27 protein-coding genes are annotated in these 26,637 nt (G+C 53.3%); 7 read left to right on the forward strand and 20 right to left on the reverse strand.

What is annotated here, in order from left to right; genetic code table 11:
* Positions 1–28: 28 nt before the first annotated feature.
* Positions 29–304, reverse strand: coding sequence for a YdgH/BhsA/McbA family protein (locus ACM5QY_RS22435; protein WP_416122740.1), 276 nt, complete (start codon positions 302–304; stop codon positions 29–31).
* Between the two features lie 425 nt (positions 305–729).
* On the opposite strand from ACM5QY_RS22435, the gene ACM5QY_RS22440 reads away from it, so the two are divergent.
* The gene (locus ACM5QY_RS22440) at positions 730–1,644 is read left to right on the forward strand and encodes a DUF808 domain-containing protein (protein ID WP_416122741.1); all 915 of its coding nucleotides are present in this window, start codon (positions 730–732) and stop codon (positions 1,642–1,644) included.
* Between the two features lie 106 nt (positions 1,645–1,750).
* Here the strand turns inward: ACM5QY_RS22440 and ACM5QY_RS22445 are convergent, their stop codons facing one another.
* The 6 genes from ACM5QY_RS22445 to ACM5QY_RS22470 form a co-directional block, all read right to left on the reverse strand.
* Positions 1,751–2,944 carry a glutathionylspermidine synthase family protein gene (locus tag ACM5QY_RS22445; protein ID WP_416122742.1) on the reverse strand — a complete coding sequence of 398 codons (1,194 nt, stop codon included), beginning with the start codon at positions 2,942–2,944 and terminating at the stop codon, positions 1,751–1,753.
* A gap of 3 nt (positions 2,945–2,947) precedes the next feature.
* The gene (locus ACM5QY_RS22450) at positions 2,948–3,568 is read right to left on the reverse strand and encodes a DUF1190 domain-containing protein (RefSeq protein ID WP_416122743.1); all 621 of its coding nucleotides are present in this window, start codon (positions 3,566–3,568) and stop codon (positions 2,948–2,950) included.
* Between the two features lie 9 nt (positions 3,569–3,577).
* Positions 3,578–3,976: a DUF350 domain-containing protein gene (locus ACM5QY_RS22455; RefSeq protein WP_416122744.1), complete on the reverse strand. Its 399-nt coding sequence runs from the start codon at positions 3,974–3,976 to the stop codon at positions 3,578–3,580.
* 21 nt (positions 3,977–3,997) lie between these two features.
* The gene (locus tag ACM5QY_RS22460) at positions 3,998–4,666 is read right to left on the reverse strand and encodes a DUF2491 family protein (protein ID WP_416122745.1); all 669 of its coding nucleotides are present in this window, start codon (positions 4,664–4,666) and stop codon (positions 3,998–4,000) included.
* 12 nt (positions 4,667–4,678) lie between these two features.
* Positions 4,679–5,371 carry a PspA/IM30 family protein gene (locus ACM5QY_RS22465; protein ID WP_416122746.1) on the reverse strand — a complete coding sequence of 231 codons (693 nt, stop codon included), beginning with the start codon at positions 5,369–5,371 and terminating at the stop codon, positions 4,679–4,681.
* A gap of 270 nt (positions 5,372–5,641) precedes the next feature.
* A complete protein-coding gene (locus ACM5QY_RS22470; protein ID WP_416122747.1) occupies positions 5,642–6,409 on the reverse strand; it encodes a class I SAM-dependent methyltransferase in 768 nt (255 codons plus the stop codon).
* A gap of 140 nt (positions 6,410–6,549) precedes the next feature.
* On the opposite strand from ACM5QY_RS22470, the gene ACM5QY_RS22475 reads away from it, so the two are divergent.
* The 3 genes from ACM5QY_RS22475 to sseA all read left to right on the forward strand — a co-directional run bounded on the left by ACM5QY_RS22475 (position 6,550) and on the right by sseA (position 8,902).
* Positions 6,550–7,341 (forward strand): helix-turn-helix transcriptional regulator, encoded by a 792-nt coding sequence (locus ACM5QY_RS22475; protein WP_416122748.1) that lies wholly within the window; start codon positions 6,550–6,552, stop codon positions 7,339–7,341.
* A 132-nt stretch (positions 7,342–7,473) separates the two neighbouring features.
* A complete protein-coding gene (locus ACM5QY_RS22480) occupies positions 7,474–8,022 on the forward strand; it encodes a GNAT family N-acetyltransferase (RefSeq protein ID WP_416122749.1) in 549 nt (182 codons plus the stop codon).
* Between the two features lie 34 nt (positions 8,023–8,056).
* Positions 8,057–8,902: a 3-mercaptopyruvate sulfurtransferase gene (gene sseA / locus ACM5QY_RS22485; protein WP_416122750.1), complete on the forward strand. Its 846-nt coding sequence runs from the start codon at positions 8,057–8,059 to the stop codon at positions 8,900–8,902.
* Between the two features lie 49 nt (positions 8,903–8,951).
* On the opposite strand, the gene ACM5QY_RS22490 is transcribed toward sseA, so the two are convergent.
* From ACM5QY_RS22490 to purL, 6 genes are all read right to left on the reverse strand, one after another.
* Positions 8,952–9,749, reverse strand: coding sequence for a phosphate/phosphite/phosphonate ABC transporter substrate-binding protein (locus ACM5QY_RS22490; protein ID WP_416122751.1), 798 nt, complete (start codon positions 9,747–9,749; stop codon positions 8,952–8,954).
* A gap of 15 nt (positions 9,750–9,764) precedes the next feature.
* On the reverse strand, positions 9,765–10,772 hold the full coding sequence (locus ACM5QY_RS22495) for a fatty acid desaturase (RefSeq protein WP_416122752.1): 1,008 nt from the start codon (positions 10,770–10,772) through the stop codon (positions 9,765–9,767).
* Positions 10,773–10,875: 103 nt separating this feature from the next.
* Positions 10,876–12,180, reverse strand: coding sequence for a bifunctional glucose-1-phosphatase/inositol phosphatase (gene agp, locus ACM5QY_RS22500; RefSeq protein ID WP_416122753.1), 1,305 nt, complete (start codon positions 12,178–12,180; stop codon positions 10,876–10,878).
* A 171-nt stretch (positions 12,181–12,351) separates the two neighbouring features.
* Complete coding sequence (gene pagP / locus ACM5QY_RS22505) at positions 12,352–12,963, reverse strand: lipid IV(A) palmitoyltransferase PagP (RefSeq protein ID WP_416122754.1); 612 nt, start codon at positions 12,961–12,963, stop codon at positions 12,352–12,354.
* A gap of 197 nt (positions 12,964–13,160) precedes the next feature.
* Positions 13,161–13,784 carry a lipid IV(A) palmitoyltransferase PagP gene (gene pagP, locus ACM5QY_RS22510; protein WP_416122962.1) on the reverse strand — a complete coding sequence of 208 codons (624 nt, stop codon included), beginning with the start codon at positions 13,782–13,784 and terminating at the stop codon, positions 13,161–13,163.
* 277 nt (positions 13,785–14,061) lie between these two features.
* Positions 14,062–17,955 (reverse strand): phosphoribosylformylglycinamidine synthase, encoded by a 3,894-nt coding sequence (gene purL / locus ACM5QY_RS22515; protein ID WP_416122963.1) that lies wholly within the window; start codon positions 17,953–17,955, stop codon positions 14,062–14,064.
* Positions 17,956–18,230: 275 nt separating this feature from the next.
* Between purL and mltF the strand changes: the two genes are divergently transcribed.
* Positions 18,231–19,691, forward strand: coding sequence for a membrane-bound lytic murein transglycosylase MltF (mltF, locus tag ACM5QY_RS22520; protein WP_416122755.1), 1,461 nt, complete (start codon positions 18,231–18,233; stop codon positions 19,689–19,691).
* A 25-nt stretch (positions 19,692–19,716) separates the two neighbouring features.
* Here the strand turns inward: mltF and tadA are convergent, their stop codons facing one another.
* The 4 genes from tadA to murQ form a co-directional block, all read right to left on the reverse strand.
* On the reverse strand, positions 19,717–20,226 hold the full coding sequence (gene tadA / locus ACM5QY_RS22525; RefSeq protein ID WP_416122756.1) for a tRNA adenosine(34) deaminase TadA: 510 nt from the start codon (positions 20,224–20,226) through the stop codon (positions 19,717–19,719).
* Between the two features lie 151 nt (positions 20,227–20,377).
* Positions 20,378–21,016, reverse strand: coding sequence for a phosphatidylglycerophosphatase C (gene yfhb, locus ACM5QY_RS22530; protein WP_416122757.1), 639 nt, complete (start codon positions 21,014–21,016; stop codon positions 20,378–20,380).
* Between the two features lie 4 nt (positions 21,017–21,020).
* Positions 21,021–22,382: a PTS transporter subunit EIIC gene (locus tag ACM5QY_RS22535; protein ID WP_416122964.1), complete on the reverse strand. Its 1,362-nt coding sequence runs from the start codon at positions 22,380–22,382 to the stop codon at positions 21,021–21,023.
* Between the two features lie 23 nt (positions 22,383–22,405).
* Positions 22,406–23,311 (reverse strand): N-acetylmuramic acid 6-phosphate etherase, encoded by a 906-nt coding sequence (gene murQ, locus ACM5QY_RS22540; RefSeq protein ID WP_416122758.1) that lies wholly within the window; start codon positions 23,309–23,311, stop codon positions 22,406–22,408.
* A gap of 142 nt (positions 23,312–23,453) precedes the next feature.
* Here murQ and ACM5QY_RS22545 point away from each other — a divergent pair, with 142 nt between their 5' ends.
* The gene (locus ACM5QY_RS22545) at positions 23,454–24,302 is read left to right on the forward strand and encodes a MurR/RpiR family transcriptional regulator (protein WP_416122759.1); all 849 of its coding nucleotides are present in this window, start codon (positions 23,454–23,456) and stop codon (positions 24,300–24,302) included.
* A gap of 100 nt (positions 24,303–24,402) precedes the next feature.
* The gene (locus ACM5QY_RS22550; protein ID WP_101075791.1) at positions 24,403–24,657 is read left to right on the forward strand and encodes a YfhL family 4Fe-4S dicluster ferredoxin; all 255 of its coding nucleotides are present in this window, start codon (positions 24,403–24,405) and stop codon (positions 24,655–24,657) included.
* A gap of 21 nt (positions 24,658–24,678) precedes the next feature.
* Here the strand turns inward: ACM5QY_RS22550 and acpS are convergent, their stop codons facing one another.
* The 3 genes from acpS to recO all read right to left on the reverse strand — a co-directional run bounded on the left by acpS (position 24,679) and on the right by recO (position 26,629).
* Positions 24,679–25,059 (reverse strand): holo-ACP synthase, encoded by a 381-nt coding sequence (acpS, locus tag ACM5QY_RS22555; RefSeq protein WP_416122760.1) that lies wholly within the window; start codon positions 25,057–25,059, stop codon positions 24,679–24,681.
* Positions 25,059–25,790 carry a pyridoxine 5'-phosphate synthase gene (pdxJ, locus tag ACM5QY_RS22560; RefSeq protein WP_416122761.1) on the reverse strand — a complete coding sequence of 244 codons (732 nt, stop codon included), beginning with the start codon at positions 25,788–25,790 and terminating at the stop codon, positions 25,059–25,061. Before pdxJ ends, acpS begins: the two co-directional genes overlap by 1 nt.
* 101 nt (positions 25,791–25,891) lie before the next feature.
* Positions 25,892–26,629: a DNA repair protein RecO gene (recO, locus tag ACM5QY_RS22565; protein WP_416122762.1), complete on the reverse strand. Its 738-nt coding sequence runs from the start codon at positions 26,627–26,629 to the stop codon at positions 25,892–25,894.
* Positions 26,630–26,637: the final 8 nt, after the last annotated feature.

Consider the following 26,637-nt stretch of genomic DNA (forward strand, 5'->3'; position numbering starts at 1 on the left):
TTTACGTTATTACTAAATAATTTGAAAATTATTTATACAACTCGACGTTAGCGCGGGTCAGGCTGGAATCACCGGGAGTACCTGCACCCACTACGCGATAATGGGTCGCGCCTTTATCGCTGGCGATCTGATCCAGTTGATCACGCATGGTGCCGGGGACGGTACTTGACGCACTTACTGAAACCATACCCAGTGACTGATAGTTACCGCTTTGCGCCTGCGTTTCAGAGATCGGCGTCGCGGCAAGGGCTGAGAATGAAGCGACGGTAATTACAGCAGCAGTGAACATAGGTAAGATTTTCATGATACGCACCTTTCTTTCGTTAGTTTCGTTAATTAATGGAGCGGAAGTCATCCGTTGAATTAATTATCGGCGAAGCAATGAAAGGGCACGTAATGCAATGTAAAGAAGTTTAACCATTGTGGTAAAAATAAGGAGGGAATGAAAGTAAACATTTCACAGCGGATAAGCGGCCGGAAAATAAAGATATTTCATGGAGAAAGTATGGAGAGTTTTCAAAGTTATTTATAACCCGCACAACATTCGCACAAATCGACGAGAGAGTGCAATCACTGATATGATTATTTTTCATGAATTTTCTGTTGCTGTGACCACCTGCATTTGTCACGCCAGCAGAAATTGGGTTCCCGCGAGTGCGGAGACTGATTTTAACAACAAAAACCCTGCATCGACCGCATGGAGTGATGACAGGGTATTCGGGAGTGTGTATGGCGGGTGGTAGCCTTCTGGCCTTAATCGATGATATTGCATCGATTCTTGATGATGTGGCGGCAATGAGTAAGGTTGCAGCCAAAAAAACAGCCAGTGTGTTGGGAGACGATCTGGCGCTGAACGCGCAACAAGTTTCCGGTGTTAAAGCCGACCGGGAATTGCCTATCGTGTGGGCCGTCGCCAAAGGTTCGATGATCAATAAAGCCATTTTGGTGCCACTGGCACTGCTGATCAGCGCGTTCATTCCCTGGGCGATTACCCCGCTGCTGATGATTGGCGGTGCGTACTTATGTTACGAAGGCTTCGAGAAAGTCGCGCACAAACTGATGCCCGGCGATCATCACGAAGAGAAACCGGATGCGCCGCAAGTAAAAGATGAGGCTGACGCCAAAAAACTGGAGAAGGAAAAAGTCAAAGGTGCTGTGCGTACCGATTTCATTCTTTCTGCTGAAATCATCGTTATCTCGCTGGGCATCGTGTCATCTGCGCCGTTCCTCAATCAGGTCACCGTGATGGTGCTGATTGCCGTCGCCATGACCGTCGGCGTTTACGGGCTGGTCGGTGCGATTGTCAAAATTGACGATGCCGGTTTGTATCTCAGCAAACTGTCAGGCGAAAGCGGCGTGATGAATGCCGTGCGCGCGTTTGGTCGCGGCATCGTGAATGCCGCCCCGCTGCTGATGAAAACACTTTCTGTCGTAGGCACAATCGCGATGTTCCTGGTGGGTGGCAGTATTATCAGCCACGGTTTGCCTTTCATGCACAGCCTGATTGAACCCCTGACGCACGGCCACGAAAGCTGGGTCAACACGCTGATTACAGGCGCAACAGATTTAGCGGTCGGCCTTATCGTCGGTGCCGCCGTTCTGGCGCTGGTAATGCTTGGGAAGAAGGTCTTCGGGAAGAAATAAGCATAAAGCCCCTGCCTCAATACGGCGCAGACAGGGGCTTTGGTTCTTCTGCTGTCAGGAAATGATGTCAGGAAATGACGTCAGGAAATGACGTCAGGAAATGACGTCAGGAAATAAAGTGCGGAATGAAACGCGAGGTGTCTTTGGTGATTAACGAGATATCTTCACGAATGCCAATGCCTGCAGCTTCATCTCCGACAATCCAGCTTCCGAGCATGGTGAAACTGTCACCAAAACGCGGAAGCGCTGAAAATGCCTGATAGACCACTGGCTCATCGCCGTACATCCCCTCTTCCTGATCGATAATCTGATCGTCGGACTGAATGCCGTAGATCGTGACGTTCGCGCCCTCACGTGAGAACAGCGGCTTCCTCACCAGTCCTTTAAACTGATCACCCATGTCCTCTGCGATGTTCCCCCTCGCCTGGGCCAAATCACTGGCGAAATACGCGGGCAAAAGATTCGGATGGCCACGGTGCGCCTGCCATAAGAAAGGTAAAATCCCTTTGTTGCTGAGCACCGCTTTCCACAACGGTTCGACCCAACGTTCCCGGCGGGCAGATAACAGCGGGCCGTAATCATCACGCATCATCCATTCCAGCGGATACAGCTTAAAAAGCTGATGAATCACACGGTCCTGAAGATCCGTGAGCACGCCGCCGGTGCCCAGCCCCAGTTCCTCGACAAACAGAAAACGCGTGTCCAGCCCGGCCTGACGGGCGCAATCCTCAAGATAAAGCACCGTTCCCCGATCTTCTCCCGAATCCTGATTACAACAAAAATAGAACGGATCTGCGGTTTGCAACTGTCCAAAACGCGCAATCAGTTTTTCCTGTATCGAATTGAACTGGTCGGCATCACGCGGGATTGTCCCCAGACGGCGGGCATCTTCCAGCCATTGCCATTGAAAGAAGGCAGATTCATAGAGGGAAGTCGGCGTATCAGCGTTGTATTCCAGCAATTTAACCGGGCCGCATCCGTCCCATGAAAAATCCATGCGCCCGTAAAGTGAAGGGTCACGGTCAAACCAGCTTTGTGCAATGGCGTCCCAGTATAAAGGCGGGATAGCCAGCGCCTTCATCATGGATTCACTGCGTACCGCGCGATCGACCAGATCGAGACACATTTCATGCAATTCTTCGGTCGGCTGTTCAATGCCTTCCTCAATTTGTTTCAGCGTGAAACGGTATGCCCGGCTTTCATCCCAGTAAATTTCATCATCTATGATGTGAAAACTGAAACCATAATGTTTGGCAATGGCGTCCAGATCCGGGCGCACAGTCATTGGAAGTCGTAACATAAATTAGCCTCCCCAACTGCCACGGCCGCTGGATGAATGCCCGTACCCCCCACGGGAAACCGTCGAGGCATGGGTGGACGTATAATGGCTGCCCCTGCTCCGGTAGTAATTATCCGCAGTCCCCGGCGTGCGGAAACTGTCCCCGCCGTAAGAGCGGTAATAAGGGCGGGAATAGTAGCCTCCACCACCCAATGACGACGTAAACTCACTGCGGTGGTTAATCGCCTTAGCAATCATGAAACCGGCCAACGCGGGCATGAACTGATTTGTATCCAGGTCATATCGGCAATTGCCAAGGCCATAAGCCTTTTGACAGGTATCAACCGAGCTGTAAGGTGTCATTTCCGCCGCCAGTTTGTGCTGAGCGTTGTCATATGCCGTCTGGCAATCAGCGGCAGTAACACCATCGGCAGTGCATTCGGCGACGTCTTTGTAGATCGTTTCGTTGGTTTCTATGTTGCTGGAATCGCTGTCACAGCCATGAATGGCCGCCAGCGTGACGCCCCCCATAATCAGCAATGTCAGGCAGCCGGAACTTTTTTTCACCGGCACCCGCAGAGTCGGGCGCGCAGGCATGACATAGGGTGATTCTGCTTTACGCCTTTTTTTGTATTTCCCTTTCATTATTGCTCCTTAATAACTCATGCACGCGGCATTCAGAATGCCGCCGCATATCGAGGCCGCACACAGAAATATCCCCGCCGCTTTTTCATTATTTTCAATGCGCTGGCCCAGATGGGGGATCGCCAGAAACACCGCGAAGAAGATAATAAGCTGAGCAACCAGCGCCACGCCGCCCCAGATGATGTAATCAGCCAGGCCGACAGAGTTAATCGCTGCGCTGGCCAGCGGCGTGACATAACCGATACTCGCGCCGGAAAAACCAATCGCGGCGGCCTCATTATTGGCCTTAATCAGGCACCATTCGTTATAAGGCGTGATGCGGCTGTAAATAATCAGGAATGCCATGAGCATGACAATGCCTGTAAAAAAGTAAGTCGAAAACGAAAGTAAAAGCTTAAATGATTCCATTCTTTTGATTTTCCTGTTTTTTTAAGAAATGATATGCAACTGACTGACCAATACGTCAACACCCAACGCATAAGAAATCAGCCATTCCGGCTGCTGATTTTCATCAAATGTCTCTTCGCCATTGATCAGCAAATATTCAAACGTCTCCTGCGCGACTTCCCGCTGATACAGCATGGAAAAATTATGCAACGGCCAGGTTTCGCCCTTACTGTTCGTCACCTGTTCAAGAAAATAAATGGCAGGAATATTACCTTTCTCATTTTCATTAAATGCACGGTAAAATTTTTTATCGCGATAGTTAATTTTATGCTGACCTATTTCGCCCGCCGAAATGCTTTTTTCCCACGCCTTGCGTGACGTTATTCCATCACTGCTTTCATAAATAAATAATTTAATATCTTCGATATTTTCTTCGGCCATTCCACCCGTGGTATTGATTTGTAAAAACTCATCGCCGGACGTGTAATAACGCCAGAGATTACATCCGGCTCCTAAATCAATTGTGCCGGCAGCTTCAATAACAAACTGGCTTTCTGAAACCGGATTCAGTAACTGGTTTTCGATAAGGCGGTATTCGAGCGTATTAAGCTGGAAAGCCGCAGAAATGCCCAATCCCAAAGGGCCTTTTGGCCGATGAGGTGTCCTGTCCTTCGCCTGAAAACACGATTTTATTGCATCAAAAAATGACATGATTCCCCCGGTTTACTGTTGTTTCTGGCGTAAACGGGCAAGAACGGATTCAGCGCTGGACGCCTGCTCGCCGATCCCGGCATTTTTCAATCGCTCTTCCAGCGCTTCTCCGCTGGCAGCTTTACGCAGTTCTTCGCGGGCGGTAAATTCAGCCTGTTTTTCTTCCTGATGGGATTTAATGCGTTGCAGGGTATCGGCGGCACTCGAGACAGAACCGGTGATGCTGCGGCTCGAGGAACTTACCGCCTGCTGAACGCGCTGAGTGGCATCGGTGGCTTTTACCAGTTGAAGTTGTTGTTCGAATTGCTCAATACGCGTTTGCGCCGTGGTCGCAGCATCCTCAATGGAAATCTGAACTTGCCTGAAGCTGTCGAGTATTTGCTGTTGTTGCAGTATTTGCGTTTCAAGGCGGGCAATTTCAGCGGCAACATCATTTAACAGCGCCCCCTCCTCCTGCTTTGCCATCAGCTGCAAAGCATTCTCTTCAAGTTTTTGCTGACGTTCTTTCAGTTCCTCGAGTTTGTTTTCTCCCAGACGTACTTTCGCGACGATCCCAACGCGGGAGTCCGCCGTTCTTTCCAGCTCGCTGCGCGCCTCACGAATGTGCTGTTCAAGTAAACGAATGCCCTGCGTATCTTCAATATGATGATCAACGTCGGAGACAACACTTTTTAATAATGTAAATACTTTAGAAATAATGCCCATGAATACTTCCTTGTGATGAATAAGACCATGAATAAAATCAGGTCGGATTCTACGAGTTTCATCCGGAAAACTCACTGCCTATTTAATGAATAAAAAGTTATTTGATAAAATAAGAAGACGTTTTTATTCATGACTTCAAAACATGTTCACCCGCGTGAGTTATAACTTCACAGCGAAATTAAATCTTTATCCATAATTAAAAATAATATATTTTTGCTTAAAATATAAAACGCCCTCCGGCATGAAGGGCGTTGTAGTTAAAAAAGCAGATTAACCTCTGGAAGCTACCAGCATCATGATGTCGCTGGTAAACGTACCGTCCGGCTGGATCTCAAAGTGGCGGACAACGTCGTCTGACATCACTTTTTGCATTTCGCGGATAGCGACAGCGAAATGCTCTGGCGTGCGCATACGGGCAATCCAGCTGGTGAATTCCAGCGGCAGCCGGTCGGTGGTAACTTCACTGGCAATCAGCCCTGCACCGGATGCCATCTCCAGCCATTCACCCGGAGAATAGTTGCGGACATGCGAGGTGTCGCGCAAAACCTCCACCGTTTGCAGATAAATATCCAGCAAAGGATGCCCCGGTGACACCACGTCCATCATGATGAATTTGCCGCCCGGTTTCAGTACTCGCGCCACTTCACGCAGCGCCTGCCCGACATCGTGCCAGTGGTGCGCGGAATAACGGCTGATGATGATATCCGCACTGGCGCTGGCGAATGGCAGCGATTCTGCCACGCCCTGCTGCACGCTGATATTTTCCAGTTGCTTATCTTTCGCGGCTTGCGCCACCACGTCCAGCATCTGCGCCGACAAATCATAGGCAATCACATTTTTTACGGCATGCGCCGCAACAAAACTCGCGTGGCCTGCGCCGCAACCCAGATCAATGACCTGCGCATCGGGATAGGGTGCCAGTAAAACGGCCAGACGTTGTAAATCAGCGCCCTGCGAGTGAACGGCGCTGGTCAGATAATTTTGCGCCTGCGAACTAAACTGTTTATCGACCGCCTGACTGTGGGTGTTTTTTGTCATTTTCATTGCTCCTGTTTGCCTTATTATTTTGGGGGAAACGCCGGTTTCAGATGACCTCAAAATCACTATAGGCATTGTTCTATACGGGTACAATATGACCATTTATACTGGTATCAGTTACTTCCAGCCTGAGAGAGAAAATGATTGATAACGCAGAGTCGCTCAGCGGCCCCGGAGCCTTGGGCGCTTTTTTACGCACGCATCGCGAACGCGTCACACCGGAAATGGTGGGACTTCCCGGTTCCGCTCGGCGCAGAACCAGCGGGCTGCGGCGCGAGGAATTGGCGCAAATCAGCGGGATCAGCGCCACCTGGTATACCTGGATTGAACAGGGGCGCGATGTATCGATTTCTGCCGCCACGCTCGACAGTCTGGCAAAATCCCTGCAAATGGAACCCGCCGCCCGCGAATATTTGTTCAGTCTGGCGTCGGTGAAAGATCCGCTCGCCGTACCGCTGTCCGGCGCGCCGGATGACAGCCTGAAGAATTGCGTCAATCAGATCGCCGGCCCCGGCTATCTGCTCGACAGTTGCTGGAATGTGCTGGCATGGAATCCGCCCGCTGGCGCGTTATTCAGCGGCTGGCTGGGAACGGATGAGCAACCCAATCTGCTGAATTTTATGTTTCTGCATCCGCTCGCCCGCCAACTGGTGCCCGACTGGACAGAACGCGCGAAACGGGTAGTGGCAGAATTTCGTGCGGAAACCAGTCATTACGCGCATTCCGACGCCGTTCGCCAGAAGGTGATCAGCCTGCGCGGGCAAAGTGCCGAATTCAATCAGTGGTGGACGCAACAGGAAGTGCTGGCGCGCGAAGGCGGCGAGCGGCGCTTTAATCATCCGCTCAGCGGTGAAACAGGTTACCGCCAGCAGACGTTTTTCCCGGCGGGCTACGCCGATTGCAAACTGGTGATGCTGGTGCCGGAAAGCTAAATTTCGCGCACTGACAGCCTGCTGTTTTTTCTCATTTATTCGGCCTTAACACCAATTGACATCCAGCAGCCGGATATGTGAGGCTGATTTGATTGGTTTCATAGATGATTTCCGGCACGCAGGACAACGCAGATGATGACACGCCAGATTTATCAGGACGAAAAGATTGAAATCCGTATCGCCACCGAACTGGAAGCGATCACGCACTTTGCGGCGGTTCAGGCTTCTGTAGCAGAGATTGGCGAGTGGGAATCCTGGTGTACGGACAAATATTCGCTGGAAGACAGCCGGAAATACCTGACCGACAGCGAGCACAAGCGTCATCGCGGCACAGAATTCAATTTTTGTCTGTTTGAACGCGCGACCGGCCATCTGATTGGCAGCGTAGGGATCAACCGGATCAATCAGGATTATAAGTTTTCTAATCTCGGCTACTGGATCCGCACCGGGTATACCGGTCAGGGTCTGGCCACGCTGGCAGTCAGAGCCACAGCGCGCTTCGCATTTGAAGAACTCGAACTGACCCGGCTGGAAATCGTCGCGATGGAAGGCAACGACCGCAGCCGTCGTGTCGCTGAAAAAGCGGGCGCGACGTCCGAAGGTTTGCACCGCAACCGGCTTTATTATCATGGTCAGCCGCGCGACGCCTGGGTGTATTCTCTGATCCCCGGCGATCTCTGAGGCTGGCTCCACAAAAAAGATAAGGCAACAGAACATGACTTTCTCTACCCACACCGTTTCTACCGACTGGCTGGCGAAGAATCTGAATTCACCGGACGTGGTCATTATCGATTGCCGTAAATCCAAACCGGGCATTACTCCGCCGATTGATTTTCATGGCAAATATCTTGAGGCGCACATTCCCGGCGCCATTTATGTCGAAGTCGACAGCATTTCCGACTGCACGACTGGCCTGCCGCACATGATGCCGACAGAGGAAGAATTCTCCGCATCGATGAGCCGCCTTGGCGTGGCCGATACGCAAACCCTCGTGCTGTACGATGAAGGGGATTTGTTCTCCGCACCGCGTGTCTGGTGGATGCTGACCAGCTTTGGCGCCAAATGCGTGCGCGTGCTTGATGGCGGCCTGAATGCCTGGGTTGCGCAAGGTAAACCGACGCAGAGCGGCGAACAGACCCGCGTGCCGTCCACCTTTAACGCCAGACTGGTTCGCCCGGTTGTCGTCAGCGCACAACAGGTGAAAGACGCCATCGGCAAGGTGCAGATTATCGATGCACGCTCAAAAGCGCGTTTCAACGCCGAAGCGCCGGAGCCGCGTCCGGGGCTGCACGGCGGGCATATTCCGCAGAGCCTGAGCGTGCCATTTACCGAGCTGACGAAAGAAGGTCACATGAAGTCGCCGCAGGAACTGAAAGTGACGTTTGAGCGGTTGGGCGTTGATCTGAATAAGCCGGTGATCACCAGTTGCGGATCCGGCGTAACGGCGGCGGCGCTGGCTTTCGGCCTCGACGCGCTGGGCGTCAAAGACGTGCTGTTGTACGACGGTTCATGGGCCGAATGGGGCGATGTGAACGAAGATTTCCCGATAGAGACGCACTGATTATCGGCTGAACATACCCCGCATAACCGGACGATGATGTCCGGTTTTTTTAGCTGACGCTTTCCGGCATCAGCTCACGCACGCCAAACTCTTCTGCAATCCTTTTCATCTGCCGGATCACGTCATACGCCGGTCGCGGAACCTCGGTAAACGATTCAATCAGCAGCGGTTTACTCACCGGTTCGCAGGAAATTTCATGCAATGCCTGGCGCAACATCGCCAGATGTTCGGGAGAAGTCTGCGCCGAGGTGATCAGCGGAAGCCCCGGTACGGCGGCGGTTTGCCCCACGACCACCAGCCCGCTGATCCGTTCAGGCGTAACCCGGCGCAGAAGTTCTAAGGTCACACAGTCAATCGCCGCAATATCGGCTTTATGCTGCTGCACATACAGAAGTGATTCGAGATGGCTGCCGGTCGCCAGCGCTTCAGAGAAGAATTTTCCGTTTTCGGCCAGCGGCGCAACCAGCGCGCGCAGGCTGTTGTAACCCGACTGGGAATCGGTACTGTTGAAAGCCAGTCTTCGGTGGCGAAAGCTGGTCAGATGCAGGCCACTGTGTTCTTTACGCGCCAGCAAAAAGCTGCGGTAGCGGAAACCATCACAACCGGGTGCGCGGTAACTGAATGTGCCCACCAGTTGCACCTGCGGCAGGCTTTCCACCAGCGGGAATCCGCAGGTCTGGCTCAGCAACAACTCTTTATTCTGCCAGTGCGCCAGCAAATCCGTCGGCCAGCTCAGTGAAACCGGCAGCGGCGTCATCCCCTGCCGTTTGAGTTTGCCCAGCAAGTCCACCGTGAAAATTTCCACGTCCAGCGGGGAAATGGCGTACATCGGTAAAGACATCAGCATGATCTGGCAACTCCGTCAGGGGGTGTCCTGCTGATAATCATAGTCGCTGTGGCCGTTTTCTGCCGCCGGTTCCCCCGCAGCAAACGGATGCATTTCCACCGCCACAGGTGAACGCGTATGTTGACGAAACCATTCCCGGTAGCCTTTCACCACAAATCCTTCGCTGCGCCGGATATACGCGTCGTGGTCGGCGAGATAGACACGCCTCAGCGCAAACCACGGCACGCCCGGCAGATCGTGATGCACCAGATGATAGTTGAGATTGAGAAACAGCAGTCGCCAGACAAATCCGGCTTCATTGAGTGTGGACCGCGCTTCGGGGGCGTACTCAGCGCGATGTTCATAGAATGAGCGCACTTTCGTCAGGCTCAGGGCCGGATAGCTGATTGCCAGTACAAAATAAGCCGGAGGCAGCCCCTGTCGCGCCATCCAGAACAGCAAAGCCGCCAGTAAAACCCCGTGAATCAGCCACATCGCGATGGTACGCCATTCGCGGCGAAAAACGGCCATCAGCGCACCGGTCAGCGTGCTGAAAGTATCCAGCAGCGGGCCGAGTATCATCCGGCCAGGTAAGGTATTACGCAGACGAACCACAGCCATCATCGCGGGCGTCAGGTTTTCCCAACTTCTGCGGCTGAAATAATAGGCTTCGGGATCGTCACCGGGGATCGTCAGATGTTCATTTTTGTGATGCTGCAAATGCGTGTCGCGGTAAAGCCCGTAGGGATACCAGACCGCCAGCGGCAAGGAGCCAAGAAGCTGGTTCAGCCAGGCTTTACGTGTGGGATGGCCGTGAATAAGTTCGTGCTGCAACGACATATACCAGGCGGTAAACCAGACGAGTAAAGGCGTGCCGAGCCACGGACCGAGGCTGTTCCAGAAGAACACCACGGAAAACCAGCCACCGTAAATGGCGAAAATCAGGCACCACGTCGGTATTTCCAGCCGCCACACAAGGCTCCGGGAACGCACGTTAATTTCGCCCCGTTGCTGCGGGCTGAGATAGAAAGCAGAGGACGCCATAATGTGCCGGAGTAAGGAAACTTCGGCACATTATCGGGTGACAGTTTGCTGCCGCTAACTAACTTAAAACACTATCTATTGCCAGTTAGCGGCTAAGGCCGGTTCAGCCCTGCAAATCTTTCTGTACGGCCTGCGTGAACTGATCCATCGGGCAGAAGCCCTGTTTATCCACTTTACAGCCTTCGATTTGCAGCGTGACACGCTCAGGAGGATTTTTCAGGCTCAGAGCCACGTTGTTGCGGATCTGATGCGCCGTCGGATATACATATTCAATCTTCATCAGATCTTTATCCGCCTTCTTGTCATGCCAGCGCTGGAAAACCACCGTGCCACTGATTGGCGTCCGTTCAAATTGCCCCGGCAGCGTGTAATCCTGCGTTTTCAGTGCGGCAAGCAGAGAGGCGATATTCGAATCGTGCCCGACCAGCAGGGCCAGCTTTGCCTGTTGTGCGGCTTTCTCATCCGCCGTCGAGGCCTGTTTCGGATCAAGCGCGCCGGAGATAAACGTCAGCAAAGGCTTCGCCGCATTCGCAGCAATCGCCGGAGAGCCAAAAAGCGTTTCGTGATACAGATTTTTAATGGCTTCCAGTTTCGTCCACTGATCGTCGGTGCTGATTTTTCCCCATGCCACATCTTTCATCGGGAAACCTTCGTAATACTGCAGCATGAACGCATCCGCCGCGCCGGTTGCCATACGCAGCGGCCCGGTAATGCCCGGCTCTTTACCCTGCGTCAGCACAACGTCCGAAGGCTGAGACGCCAGATCGCATTGCTGTTTCTCTTTGCAGATTTTGCTGTTCTTGTAATCGAGAATATTTTCGAGCAACGCGTAGTTTGGCTTCAGCCGCTGGTTCAGGCCCGGCAGGCCGCCCTCGCCCGCGTGCTGACTGATGGAATTCAGCGCACTGGTTTTAAAGCTGTCGTTCACTTCAGCGGTAATGATCGGGTTAAACACCGGATCCATTTTACCGACTTCAACACGGTTGATGACCGGAACATCACAGCCGGGAAATGCGCCGGTGGTGATGTGTTTCGCGGTGTCAATTGTACGCGGCAGGCTGTTGGCATAGGCGAAAACCTGCTGTGCTTGCGGGCATCCCGCATCAGGCAGGAGTTTGTCTTTCGCCAGCCATGCGCGGAGGTAATGCCCCATATGTTCGGAGATCTGCCCGCCTTTTGGCGTCAGTAATCCCCCTTCAGTTTTCCAGACCGGCCACGTATGCGTGGTGGATTCGGCCAGCACATCGCCATAATTCACCAGTGGCGCACGGATACCGTGGCGGCTGAGAACCAGCACCTGTTGCAGTTCCAGGTTATCGGATTGTGCAGCCTGAGCGGCGGGCAAGGAGAGTGGCAGCAAGCAGGCGAGTGCGGTTAAGGCGAGATAACGCGATGGTATTGTTTTCACGAGTGGTCCTCTTTATGAATATTCCCTGAAAAAGAAAAGCACCGCCCTCTTTCTGTGTTCAACAGATTGATAATTGCGGTGAATTTTCAGCATAGGTGAATATTCAGGAAAAGAGGGAGATCGTGCTCACAACCCCGGCCTGATTGTCACAAAATGTAACAATCCAGCACATCAGAACTGATATCGCAACCAGGCAAAGAATACATTCCCGTTGTTGTAAGTTCCCGGAATATAGGTGGCCTGGAAAGTCAGCTTGTTATAGCCGATGGAAGCCAGCGGTAAAACTATCGGAATAGGAATATATTTATAGTCATCACGCGCCGTCACGGCAGCGGTATAACCTAACCCTAAGCGAAAATTCTTATCTTCTGCGGGCGTCCATATTTTCTCCCAGCCATAACCGCCGATAGGCTCCCATTTATTATGCGAGTCTTTAAACGCCATAAAATAAATGCCGTTCCAGTTCCCTTTGTCATCATAACGGGAAATACCATAACCGCCGCCCCACGGGCGCTCGTTATATCTGTCGGTTTTCTCTTTATCGTAAGTCAGACGGTTATGCCAGGTAATGACTGGCAGATACAAGTCCTGCGAATCGGAATCATTCCAGGTGGTGGATACCTTGTCTTTGAAGTCTGACCAGACATTGGCTGCCAGCGATTTGTAGTGAACGGTATCCGGATCGCTAACCGGATATATTCCACTGTTGTTGGCCCACAGGTACGGGCTAAAAATCGTAAAAGCTAATAAACTAACATCCCTGAGATTTTTCTTATTTATCATGTTTAACTTCACTCCATATCGAAGCGATATCATAATCAAAGCATAAGAAAATAAGTTAAACAGGGTTGTAACAAAAACCGTAAAAGAGCTTAATCCTCTGAAAGTTAGGGAATTAAAACTTTAATTATCAGAATAATCTGTAATCCTTTTGAAGGTTTTTAATTTAACAAAGGTATTTATTAAGTAAAGAAAGTCTATTAAAACTGAAAACGGAACCAGCCAAACAAGACATTCCCCTTGGTATTCGTACCCGGAACATAGGTGGCCTGGAAGGTTACACGCGAGTATCCGGCTGAGACCAGTGGCAGGACCAGAGGGAAAGGCACGTAATCATAATTATCCCGCGCAGAGACAGCTGCGATATACCCGGCACCCAGGCGAAATTCTTTATCACTGAAAGGCTGCCAGATTTTTTCATATCCGTATCCGGCAACGGGTTCCCAATGATTAAAGGAATCTTTAAACGCCATAGCATAAAGTGCGTGCCAGTTTCCTTTATCGTCATAACGTGAAACACCGTAACCTCCTCCCCACGGATGTTCATTATATCCGTCGATTTGTTTTTTACTGTGCGTGTGACGGTTATGGCGGGTTAATACCGGAATAAAGAGATCTTGTTGTTGTGGTTCATTCCAGGTTTCAGCGATATTACTTTTAAAAGAAGACCATAAACTGTCATTGTCATTATTTTCCGTGGAAACCTGGGATTGTGGGACAATAACGCTGTCCTCTGCGTGAGCATAAGTTGTATTGAATAAACTTAACGTGAAAATAGAAAAATAGAATACAGCACGAATATTGACTATCCGGGTAATTTTCATTGGCATGATCGCCCTGTTGATTTGACAGGGCGATCATATAACGTAAATCATATATAAATACTTAATCATAAAATTAGCACACATAAACTCTTCGGATTATTTTTATTTACACACGATAAAACAGTCAGTTAGCGATATCACGACAACTCCAAATTGAAACATTAATTTACACATTCCGCTTCTGGCCAAATATTACGTCCGCTACGGCTTATCAAAGACATAAAAAAATCCGCAGGCTTTCGCGCTGCGGATTTTTATTACTGAGGCTATTTAACGATTAGCCCAGCTGTTTACGTGCGTTACGGAACATGCGCATCCACGGGCTGTCCTCGCCCCACTCTTCCGGATGCCATGAGTTGCTGACAGTACGGAATACGCGCTCAGGGTGCGGCATCATCACAGTGACGCGGCCTGAGAGGTTGGTGACAGCGGTGATGCCGTTCGGTGAACCGTTCGGGTTTGCCGGATAGTTTTCTGTCACCTGACCGTTGTTGTCGACGAAACGCAGCGCCACCAGATTGCTGTGTTCGATCTGTGCCAGATGCGCAGCATCACGCACTTCCACATGGCCTTCGCCGTGGGAAACCGCGATTGGCATACGTGAACCGGCCATGCCCTGCATGAACATCGACGGACTGGCGGTGACTTCAACCAGGCTGAAACGCGCTTCGAAGCGGTCAGACAGGTTACGCACAAAGCGCGGCCAGTGTTCTGCGCCAGGAATCAGCTCTTTCAGGTTCGACATCATCTGACAGCCGTTACACACGCCCAGCGCCAGGGTTTGCGGACGGTGGAAGAATTCAGCGAACTCTTCACGCACGCGGTCATTGAACAGAACAGACTTCGCCCAGCCTTCGCCCGCGCCCAGCACGTCACCGTAAGAGAAACCGCCGCAAGCGACCAGCGTGTGGAAGTCCTGCAAATTACGGCGACCGGCCAGCAAATCACTCATATGGACATCAACCGCATCGAAACCGGCGCGATGGAAAGCCGCCGCCATTTCAACGTGGGAGTTCACGCCCTGCTCACGCAGCACGGCCACTTTCGGACGCGCACCTTTCGCAATGTAAGGCGCGGCCACGTCTTCGTGCGGCGCAAAGTTCAGTTTCACGTTCAGGCCCGGATCGAGATCGTGGGTTTTGGCCTGATGTTCCTGATCGGCACATTCCGGGTTATCGCGCAGACGTTGCATCTGCCAGGTGGTTTCTGCCCACCAGGTACGCAGCGTGGTACGGCTTTCGCTGTACACCGGCTTGTCGCCCTGCGTGATGATGAAACGGTCACCGGTTTCCACCGTGCCGAGGTAATGCGTGCAGTCTGCCAGACCAAACTGCGCCAGCGTGCGCTCCACGGCTTCACGGTCAGAAGCGCGAACCTGAATCACTGCACCCAGTTCTTCGTTAAACAGCGCCGCCAGCGAATCATTGCCCAGCGCCGCGATATCCGCCGTCAGGCCGCAGTGACCGGCAAAGGCCATTTCAGCCAGCGTGACCAGCAAACCACCGTCGGAGCGGTCATGGTAGGCCAGCAGTTTCTGTTCAGAAACCAGCGCCTGCATGGCGTTGAAGAAGCCACCGAGTTGTTCAGCACTGCGCACATCCGCAGGGGTGTTACCCAACTGGCGGTAAACCTGTGCCAGCGCCGTCGCGCCCAGAGCGTTGTGACCGGCACCCAGATCCACCAGCAGCAGCGCGGTGTCACCTTTGTCGGTGCGCAGTTGCGGCGTCACGGTATGACGTACGTCTTCGACGCGTGCAAACGCCGTGATCACCAGAGACAACGGTGAGGTCATCTCGCGTTGTTCATTGCCTTCCTGCCAGCGGGTTTTCATCGACATGGAGTCTTTGCCCACCGGAATGGTGATACCCAGCGCCGGGCAAAGCTCTTCACCCACCGCTTTCACCGCCGCATACAAACCGGCATCTTCGCCCGGGTGACCGGCCGCAGACATCCAGTTAGCAGAAAGTTTAACGCGTTTCAGGCTGCCGATTTCCACCGCAGCCAGGTTAGTCAGCGCTTCGCCAACGGCCATGCGGCCGGAAGCCGCGAAGTCCAGCAAGGCGATGGGCGCACGTTCGCCCAGAGACATCGCTTCGCCGTGATAGCTGTCGAGGCTGGCGGTAGTGACCGCGCAGTCAGCCACCGGGATCTGCCACGGACCGACCATCTGATCGCGCGCAACCATACCGGTCACGGTGCGGTCGCCGATGGTGATCAGGAAGGTTTTCTCCGCCACAGCCGGCAGATGCAGAACGCGGTTTACCGCCTCGGCAATCTGAATATTCTCGCCGTTGAGATCATCGCCCTTCGCTTTCAGCGTGGTGACATCACGGGTCATTTTCGGGGTTTTACCCAGCAGCACGTCCAGCGGCATATCAATCGGCTGGTTGTCGAAATGGCTGTCTTCCAGAGACAGATGCATTTCTTCAGTCGCCTCGCCGATCACCGCGTAAGGCGCGCGCTCACGTTTACAGATCGCGTCGAACTGCGCGAGCTGAGCCGGTGCAACCGCCATCACGTAGCGTTCCTGCGATTCGTTACACCAGACTTCCAGCGGGCTCATGCCCGGTTCATCGTTCAGGATGTCGCGCAACTGGAAGCGGCCACCACGGTTACCGTCGCTAACCAGTTCCGGCATGGCGTTGGATAAACCGCCTGCGCCGACGTCATGAATAAACAGAATCGGGTTGGCTTCACCGAGCTGCCAGCAGCGGTCGATCACTTCCTGGCAACGGCGTTCCATTTCCGGGTTGTCGCGCTGTACGGAAGCAAAATCCAGATCCGCATCAGACTGGCCGGAGGCCATAGAAGAAGCCGCACCGCCGCCCAGACCGATATTCATCGCCGGGCCACCGAGCACAATCAGTTTAGCGCCAACGGTGATTTCACCTTTCTGCACGTGATCAGCGCGGATGTTGCCGATACCGCCCGCCAGCATGATCGGTTTGTGATAACCGCGCAGCTCGGGGCCGTTGTGGCTGTTGACGTTTTCTTCGTAAGTACGGAAGTAGCCCAGCAGCGCCGGACGACCAAATTCGTTGTTGAAGGCTGCGCCGCCCAGCGGGCCGTCAGTCATAATATCCAGCGCGGTAACGATACGATCCGGCTTACCGAAATCTTCTTCCCACGGCTGTTCGAAGCCCGGAATACGCAGGTTAGAAACGGAGAATCCGACCAGACCGGCTTTGGGTTTTGCACCGCGACCGGTTGCGCCTTCGTCACGGATTTCGCCGCCGGACCCTGTTGCCGCACCCGGCCACGGAGAGATCGCCGTCGGGTGGTTATGGGTTTCAACCTTCATCAGGATGTGCGCCTGCTCCTGATGGAAATCGTACAGACCGTCTTTCGCATCGGCGTAGAAACGACCGACCTGCGAACCTTCCATTACGGCGGCGTTATCTTTGTACGCGGAGAGCACGTAATCAGGCGTCTGTTCGAAGGTGTTTTTGATCATCTTGAACAGGGATTTCGGCTGCGTTTCGCCGTCGATAATCCAGTCAGCGTTGAAAATTTTATGGCGGCAATGCTCTGAGTTTGCCTGTGCGAACATATACAGTTCGATGTCAGTCGGGTTGCGCCCCAACGACGTAAAGGCTTCCATCAGGTAATCAATTTCGTCCTGCGCCAGCGCCAGGCCCAGTTTGGTATTGGCAGTTTCCAGCGCGACGCGGCCTTCGCCGAGAATATCGACGTGCTGAACCGGTGCCGGTTGTTGCTGTGCGAACAGCGCGGCGGCGTCTTCCAGCTTGCCAAAAACAGTTTCCATCATGCGGTCATGCAGCAATGCGCCCAGCTGCGCCCATTGTGCTTCGGTCAGTTCCGGGGCCTGAATGTAAAACGCCAGACCACGCTCAAGCCGAAGAACCTGAGACAAACCGCAGTTGTGTGCAATGTCGGTCGCCTTGGAAGACCACGGAGAGATGGTGCCAGGGCGCGGGGTAACCAGCAGTAACCGACCTGTTGGCGCGTGTTCAGCGAGAGAAGGACCGTATTTCAGGAGGCGTTGCAGCTTGGTTTGTTCGTCCGAATTCAGCGGCGCGCTGACATCGGCAAAGTGTACATATTCGGCGTAGATATCATTGACCGGAAGACGTGCTTCCTGACAGCGGGATAATAATTTGTTAATGCGAAAAGCCGACAAAGCGGGCGAACCACGCAGTATTTCCATAATCACAGATCTCTCGTCTTCGAAGACACTGACCACAGTGCTTCATTGGGCGCAACAGGGGGAAAACGCGGGCTATTATAAAGAAAGCTGGCGGCATACGAAACCGTTTGCGCAGGGAATATTAATATTCGTTTATAACCTTGTAAAGATTAAGGTTAATATGAATAAAGTTGCAGACTGCCGTTTTGTTGAGCAAAATGCGTCAGCACTGGGGATATAACCATAGAAACTGCACAGCATATCGTAAAAAAACAAGAGCGCCGCAGCGAGATAACTATTTGACGCGACTAAAAATTAATTACGTTCTGATGGGGATTGCCGCCCTGTTGCTGGCGCTGGCCTTATGGCCTGCCGTCCCGTGGCACAGAGGTGAAGGCGACCAGTTGGATCAAATAAAATCCCGTGGAGAATTGCGCGTAAGCACGCTCAATTCTCCACTGACTTTTATGGACTCCCCTGAAGGTAACCTCGGCTTCGATTATGAACTGGCTAAACGCTTTGCAGATTATCTGGGCGTGAAGCTGGTCGTGAAGCAGCACACCACCATCGAGTCGATGTTCGACGATCTGGACAACGGTAAAACCGATATGCTGGCTTCCGGGCTGGTGTACAACAATGCGCGCCTGAAAAACTACCGGGCCGGACCGGAATATTATTCCGTGTCTCAGCAACTGGTTTACCGGCAGGGAGCCGCACGCCCGAAAAGTTTTGCCGACGTCAAAGGTTCGCTGGTGGTTTCTGCCGGCAGCGCCCACATCCTGACGCTGGAAGCCGCCGCTAAAAAAAATCCCAATCTGACCTGGACCACGACGGACAAACTCTCGCCGCGTGACCTGCTGAAACAAGTTGAGAGTGGCAAGCTGGATTACACGCTGGGAGATTCCGTCACCATCGCCCTGATGCAGCGCGTTTATCCACGTCTGGCCGTGGCTTTTGATGCCACGGAAGATGAGCCTGTAACCTGGTATTACCGCAAGGAACCGGATGACGACAGCCTTTCTGCAGCCATGCTGGATTTTTTCAGTCAGATTTCCGAAGACGGTACGCTGGAAAAGCTAGAGGAAAAATTCCTCGGGCACGTCGGCGATTTTGATTATGTCGATACGCGAACTTTCCTGAACGCCATCGACAGTACGCTGCCGGTGTTGCAGCCGTTGTTTGAAAAATACGCGGAGAAAATCGACTGGCGGCTACTGGCGGCGATTGCTTATCAGGAGTCCCATTGGGATCCGCAGGCAAAATCCCCGACCGGCGTGCGCGGCGTGATGATGCTGACTCGCACCACGGCCGATGGCCTGAATGTGGATGACCGGACCGATGCCGAGCAAAGTATCCGCGGGGGGGCGCTGTATCTGTCGCACCTGATGGACAAAATGCCGGAATCTATTCCTGAGGATGAGAAGATCTGGTTTGCACTGGCGGCGTATAACATGGGTTACAGCCATATGCTCGACGCCCGTAAGCTGACGGCGCAGCAAAAAGGCAACCCGGACAGCTGGGCCGATGTGAAACAACGTCTGCCGATGCTGAACCAGAAACGCTTCTTCAGCCGCACCACGTATGGCTACGCGCGCGGGACACAGGCGTACAACTATGTGGAAAACATCCGCCGCTATCAGCTTAGTCTGGTCGGGTATCTGATGGAAAAAGAGAAGCAACAGGCGCAGAAAGCGGCGTTGCAGGCTCAGCTGGCCCAAGGTTATCCGGTCGTGGATGCAAAAGAAGCCCTGGCGCCGTAGCGTTTATAACGGGCGAACGGGCTTATTATTCTGACGTGTCACCGGCTTGCGCAGCGCGCTCTGCCAGCCGGAGCGCTTTTTTCTGGCTGCGGCGTAAACGAAAGAACGCGCTCAGCTGCTCTGAACATTCTTCTGCCAGTATGTCCGGCAAAATGTCCACCTGATGATTCATCCCCGGATGACGCAGGATATCCAGCAGTGAACCGGCGGCACCGGTTTTGGCATCCGGTGCACCATACACCACGCGGCGGATTCGGCTGTGGATCATCGCCCCTGCGCACATCACGCAAGGTTCCAGGGTGACGTACAGCGTGGCGTCCAGCAGACGGTAATTTTGCACGGCACTTCCGCCGAGTCGCAGCGCCATGATTTCCGCATGGGCGGTCGGATCATGATGCCCGATAGACCGGTTCCAGCCTTCGCCAATCACCTGATTGTCTAAAACCAGCACTGCACCCACCGGCACTTCGCCCTCATCCTGCGCTTTTAGCGCCAGATTCATGGCATATCGCATCCAGTGTTCGTGCTCTTTCATTTCTGCTAACCCGTTACCCAACTGTGCGTCCGACACTTCAACCTCAATCTCTTTTTAACGGCCGGCAGTATACCTGCGTCATTCCAATGCAAACAGGCCGGATAAGTGGCCTGTTTACTATGATAGTTAAGACGGAGGTCTGACGGCGGAATTATTCCAGTTGCTGGAGTTCGCCCTGCTTGCTGACGCGAAACCGGTGCTCGCAGAAAAACAGCAGCGGGTTGTCCTGTTTGCTGTCGCTGTAGCCACTGTAAAGTTTCAGCGGCGAGCCAATACGGCGTTCAAGCTGGACGACTTTTTCCTCGCCCAGACAACGCAGAGGCAATACCCAGCCGCCTTTACCGCGCGCAATACGGCTGCCCACCAGACGCACCTTCGGCAGAAACAGCGATGCGTTATACACCTGCTGCACCAGATTTTCCGGCGAACCGGTGATCAGCCACACTTCGGTATCCTCACTGTCGAGATATTCACGCAAACGTCGTTGTACGACCGGGAATTCCACCACTTTATGGCGAAAGGCGGTGACAAACTGTAACTCCAGCGCTTTCAGACGGGCTTCGCTGTGACCAAAAGTAATCGACCAGAGCAGCAGGCTCATCGGCCAGCGCGCTGCGCGCCCATGCATCAGCAACCCGAGTCCCACCAGCGGCAATACCGGCACCACCAGAATCAGGTTTTGCGGCATCCTCCGCAGCATGAACCGCAGAAAGCTCCCGAACATATCCTGCTGGTGCAGCGTTCCATCAAGATCAAAAAACACGACCCGTCGATCAGGCTTCGTACTCAATCCATTACTCCTCGGGATCGTTGAACCCCATCAGCCAGGTAAAAATAAAACCAGCCAATACCGTAATGACTAAACCGGCGAGATACAACATCACTTTGCCGGAAATAATGGTCAGCGCCAGCGGCAATCCGGAAATACCAAAAGTGATCACCGTTGCGACTTTCCAGTAACAGATTAGCGCACCGCCGACCGCACCGCCTAAACAGGCACCGATAAAAGGCCGCCCCAGCGGTAATGTCACCCCGAAAATCAGCGGTTCGCCGATGCCTAAAATACCCACCGGCAGCGCGCCTTTAATCACTTTTTTCAGCCGCGCATTGCGGGTTTTCATGTAGACCGCCATCGCCGCGCCAACCTGCCCGACGCCCGCCATCGCCAGAATCGGCAACAATGGATTGGAACCGTGTGCCTGAATCAGCTCAACGTGGATCGGCACCAGCCCCTGGTGTAACCCCGACAAAACCAGCGGAAGGAAAGCGCCCGCCAGCACCGCACCGACCAGCAAACCGCCTTTATCTATCGCGATATTCACGCCGTGCGCGATACCGTCAGAAATGATCCCACCGAGCGGTTGCAGGATGACAATCGCCAGCGTAGCAGTCATCAGCGTGGTAATCAGCGGATTCAGGATCAGCTCGACCGATTCCGGCAGTAAATTGCGCAGCCGCTTTTCAAGCCAGCACATCAGCGCCACCACCAGAAGCACCGCGATCACCCCGCCGCGCCCCGGCTGCAACGTTTCGCCAAACAGTGTAATTTGCGCCAGTGCCGGGCTGGAGAGAATACCGGCCATCACGCCGCCCATCGCCTGTGAACCGCCGAACACGCGCGCCGCATTCACACCCACGAGAATATTCATGATGGCGAAAACCGCGCCGCCAAAAATCGCTAACAGCCCGAGAATGTTCGGGAAATCCGTGGCAATGGAACCGGCAATATCCGGACGCTTTAGCAGGTTGATAATCCCCATGATCAGCCCCGACGCGATAAAAGCCGGGATCAGCGGGATAAAAACATCGGCCAGTTTGCGCAGCGCACCGCTCATCGGCGCAGAGTATTTGGCTTTCGCACTGGCTTTGTTACGCGCGACATCATTCTGAATGGGTGCTCCTGCCTCGCTGAGCAACGCACGCATGGCATCCACCACTTTCGCCGCCGCACCCGGCCCGACGATAAACTGATGTTGTTCACCCTGCTTAACGTAGCCTTTAATGCCTTCCAGCGTTTTCAGGTGGGCCAGATCCAGACGCGCGTCGTCATGCACTTCCACACGCACGCGGGTCATACAGTTTTCCAGTTTACTGATATTTCCTTCGCCGCCGACACCCTGCAAAATCTGTGAAGCTAAGAGATTCGTTTTATCCATCGCCATACTCTTTTCTCTCCGTATTATTCCGCCAGAGCCGCGCGCAGGAATCCGTGATGCTGATTCAGACGTGCCTTCGCTTCGGGAGCATCAAGGCCTGCCAGTAACATCAGGATGGCCGGTTTCACCTCGAAATCGGTTTGCGATAACGCCTGTTCGGCGTCAGCGCGCGAGGCTCCCGTAGCTTCCACCACGATGCGGCAGGCGCGGTCGACGAGCTTCACGTTAGTGGCTTTTACATCGACCATCAGGTTCTGATAAACCTTGCCGGTTTTGACCATCGCCCCGGTAGAAATCATATTCAGCACCAGCTTTTGCGCCGTACCGGATTTCAGGCGGGTCGAGCCGGTCAGCGCTTCCGGGCCAACTACCGGAGAAATGGCGATGTTTGCCTCGCGGGCAATCGGGGAATCCGGGTTACAGGAGAGGGCGACCGTCGCACACCCCAGTTCGGTGGCGTAGCGCAGTGCGCCGATAACATAAGGCGTGCGGCCGCTGGCGGCGAGGCCGACGACGGTATCTTTGTCAGTGAGGTTGAGATTTTTTAAATCTTCTACGCCCAGCGTTTCGCTGTCTTCCGCCCCTTCCACGGCTTTCAGCATCGCGCCAGGCCCGCCGGCAATCAGCCCGACCACCATGCCGTGCGGAACGCCAAAGGTCGGCGGGCATTCAGACGCATCGAGCACACCCAGGCGGCCGCTGGTACCGGCACCGAGATAAATCAACCGGCCACCGGCTTTGAATGAGGCCGCCGCTTTATCCACGGCTCTGGCGATGTCCGGTAGAACTTTCTGAATCGCAACCGGAACCTTATGATCCTGATGGTTGAAACAGGTCACCAGCTCCAGCGTGGACATTTCATCCAGATTCATGGTTTCCGGGTTACGTGTTTCTGAAACAAGGGTGCCTAAATTCGCGGTGTGGCTCATGATGTGCTCCTGAATTTTTAATTCAAATTAATTACATAATATTTGAATATTTTATTCATCATTGCGAGAGATATTTGCTATTTTAGATAACATAATCCGTAAAACGTGATGTCAGTATTCAGAGAGGTTGGGAAAACCCACCATGAGTTGCATGATCCGCATTCGTCAGCTTTACCCGACGCTGGCGCACAATGACCGAAAACTGGCTGACTTTTTACTGGCTCAGCCGGAGAAAGCACGTCATCTGAGCTCACAGAAACTGGCCGAAATGGCGGGTGTCAGCCAGTCTGGCGTGGTGAAGTTCGCACAAAAACTGGGCTACAAAGGTTTTCCTGCGCTGAAACTGGCCATGAGCGAATTGCTGGCTTCTCCAAAAAATAGCGAGCCGGTTACCGTTCACAATCAGATTTTAAGCACCGACAGCCTCCATGTTGTCGGGGAAAAACTGCTGGCAGAAAAGCAGTCCGCACTGCGCGCCACGCTGGATATCAACAGCGAGCCACGCCTGCAAATTGCCCTGTCCATGCTGGCGGGTGCCCGGAAAATCGTACTGACGGGCATCGGCGCGTCCGGGCTGGTCGCGCGTGATCTGGCCTATAAGCTGCTCAAAATTGGCGTCACTGCAATTGCTGAATCCGATACACACGTGCTGATTGCCACCGTTCAGGCGCTGTCAAAAGAGGATTTGTTGCTGGCGATTTCCTCCAGCGGTGAGCGCAGTGAAATCAATCTGGCGGCACGGGTGGCGAAAGAAAGCGGCGCAAAAGTGCTGGCACTAACCGGCTTCTCGCCAAATTCATTGCAGCAGCTGGCCGACCACTGTCTGTATACGGTCGCCGAATTACCGGCTACGCGCGGCGCAGCGCTTTCGGCAACCACCGCGCAATCTTCCCTGACGGATTTACTGTTTGTTGCGCTGGTTCAGCAGGATACAGAGCATGCGCCGGAACGGATCCGCCACAGTGAAGAACTGGTGAAAAAGCTGGTTTGATCAGGATCATTTGAGCTGTGGAAAGGCGCCGGTGCGGATCCTACGCCAGTGCAATTCTGCTATACTGCGCGCCCTGATTACTGAAGATACGAGAAAGACTATGGCCCTGCTGATCACACACAAATGCATAAATTGCGATATGTGCGAACCGGAGTGCCCGAATCAGGCGATTTCTATGGGCAATGAGATCTACGAAATCGACAGCGATCGCTGTACGGAATGTATCGGTCATTACGATAAACCGACCTGCCAGAGTGTCTGCCCGATCGACAATACGATCATCATCAATCCAGCGCATAAAGAAACCAACGAAGAGCTGTGGGATAAATTCGTGGTACTGCATCACACCGTATAATTCACGGCGTGATGCACTGAATTAATTTTCGATAATCACGGTTGCACAGGCATAGCGGCGTTCATCAGCCAGCGTGACATGGACCGATTTCACGCCCATTTCCGCCGCAATTTCCGCTGCACGCGCGTGGAATACCAGCCCCGGTTTCCCGAGGCTGTCATTCACCACTTCAAACTGCTCAAACGCCAGACCGTTGCGGATCCCGGTGCCCAGCGCTTTTGCCGCCGCTTCTTTCACTGCGAAACGCTTTGCCAAAAAGCGAACCGGCTGCTGATGTTGCTCATAAACAGCCCATTCGTTGGCGCACAAAATACGGCGCGCCAGCCGGTCACCGCTGCGTTCAATCACAGCTTCGATACGGGTTATTTCAACGATATCCGTACCTAAACCTAAAATGCTCATTAACGGCGTGCTTCCCGCATCAGGTTTTTCATTTCGCGCACTGCACCGGACAAACCGTCAATCACAGCCTGGCCGATAATCGCGTGGCCGATATTCAGCTCATGCATTTCCGGCAGTGCCGCAATCGGCTGCACATTGTGGTAAGTCAGGCCGTGGCCCGCATTCACTTTCAGGCCTTTGCCCGCCGCGTATGCCGCACTTTGTTTGATACGTTCAAGCTCAGCCAGACGTTCGAGATCAGATTTCGCTTCAGCATAGGCACCGGTATGAATTTCGATATAAGGTGCGCCAACGGCGACGGCGGCGTCAATCTGGCGCAGATCCGGGTCGATAAACAGGGAAACCAGAATGCCTGCTTCGCTGAGACAGGAAACGGCGACCGTCATTTTATCCAGCTGACCGGCCACGTCCAGTCCGCCTTCGGTGGTCACTTCTTCGCGTTTTTCCGGCACCAGACAGCAGAAATGCGGCAGAATTTCACAGGCGATCCCGATCATTTCATCGGTAACGGCCATTTCAAGATTCATGCGGGTCTGAATAGTCTGGCGCAGAAGACGGACATCACGGTCGGTGATATGGCGGCGATCTTCACGCAGGTGGACGGTAATCCCATCCGCTCCAGCCTGCTCGGCGATAAACGCGGCCTGAACTGGATCAGGATAAGCCGTACCACGCGCATTACGCAGTGTCGCGATATGATCAATGTTAACGCCTAACAGCAACTCAGCCATAACAGCTCCAGATTTTTGAATGGATTGATTTAAGAATGGAACAAAAACGATTTCCGCAGTTTACACCTTACCGCATGTCAGGGTGTAGAGCGGAGTCTGAATTAACCGGCAGAATTGTCAGAAGATGAGGCGGGCTTTTTGACCTGAAACTGTCGGAACAGCTCGCGGCTTTTCAGCGGTTTTCCGCCGAGATACGGCTTCAGTGCCATACGGGTGAAACGCTTGGCGGCGCGCAAGGTGACTACGTCGGGGAATTCACGGCTGGCGAGGGCTTTTAAATCCCTGCCGGTGAAACTGGAATTATCAATAACAAGGCTGGCGATAAACCCTTTCTCTTCGCGGTAACGGTAGGTCATGGTGTCACTGACTTCTTCGCCACTGCCTGCGCAATGCAGAAAATCCACCCCGTAGCCCAGATGGTATAAAAGGGATAATTCAAACTGGCGCAAAGCATATTCTGGCGAACCAGTGGCACTGGCCAGATTTTGCAAACAATTGAGATAATCGAAGAATAACGCAGAATAGTTCGCTTCCTGCTCAAGCACGCGGGAAACCAGCTCGTTAACGTACAGGCCGCTGTAGAGCATTAAACCGGAAAGAGGCAGTGCCAGAGAAACCGGCTCGGCGTTACGCAGGGTTTTGACTTCTCCCCGCCCGCTCCAGCGAACCAGTAAGGGCGTAAAAGGCTGCAAGCAGCCTTTTAAGTTTGACCGGCGGCCACGCGCACCTTTAGCCAGTATGCGTACCCGCCCTTGTCCCTCAGTGAAGAGATCCAGCATCAGGCTGGTTTCACTGTAAGGTCGCCCATGCAAAACAAATGCGCGTTGCCAGCCTTCCATAGGCGCGA

It is taken from the genome of Rahnella sp. PCH160 (assembly GCF_047784855.1).
GTDB lineage: Bacteria > Pseudomonadota > Gammaproteobacteria > Enterobacterales > Enterobacteriaceae > Rahnella.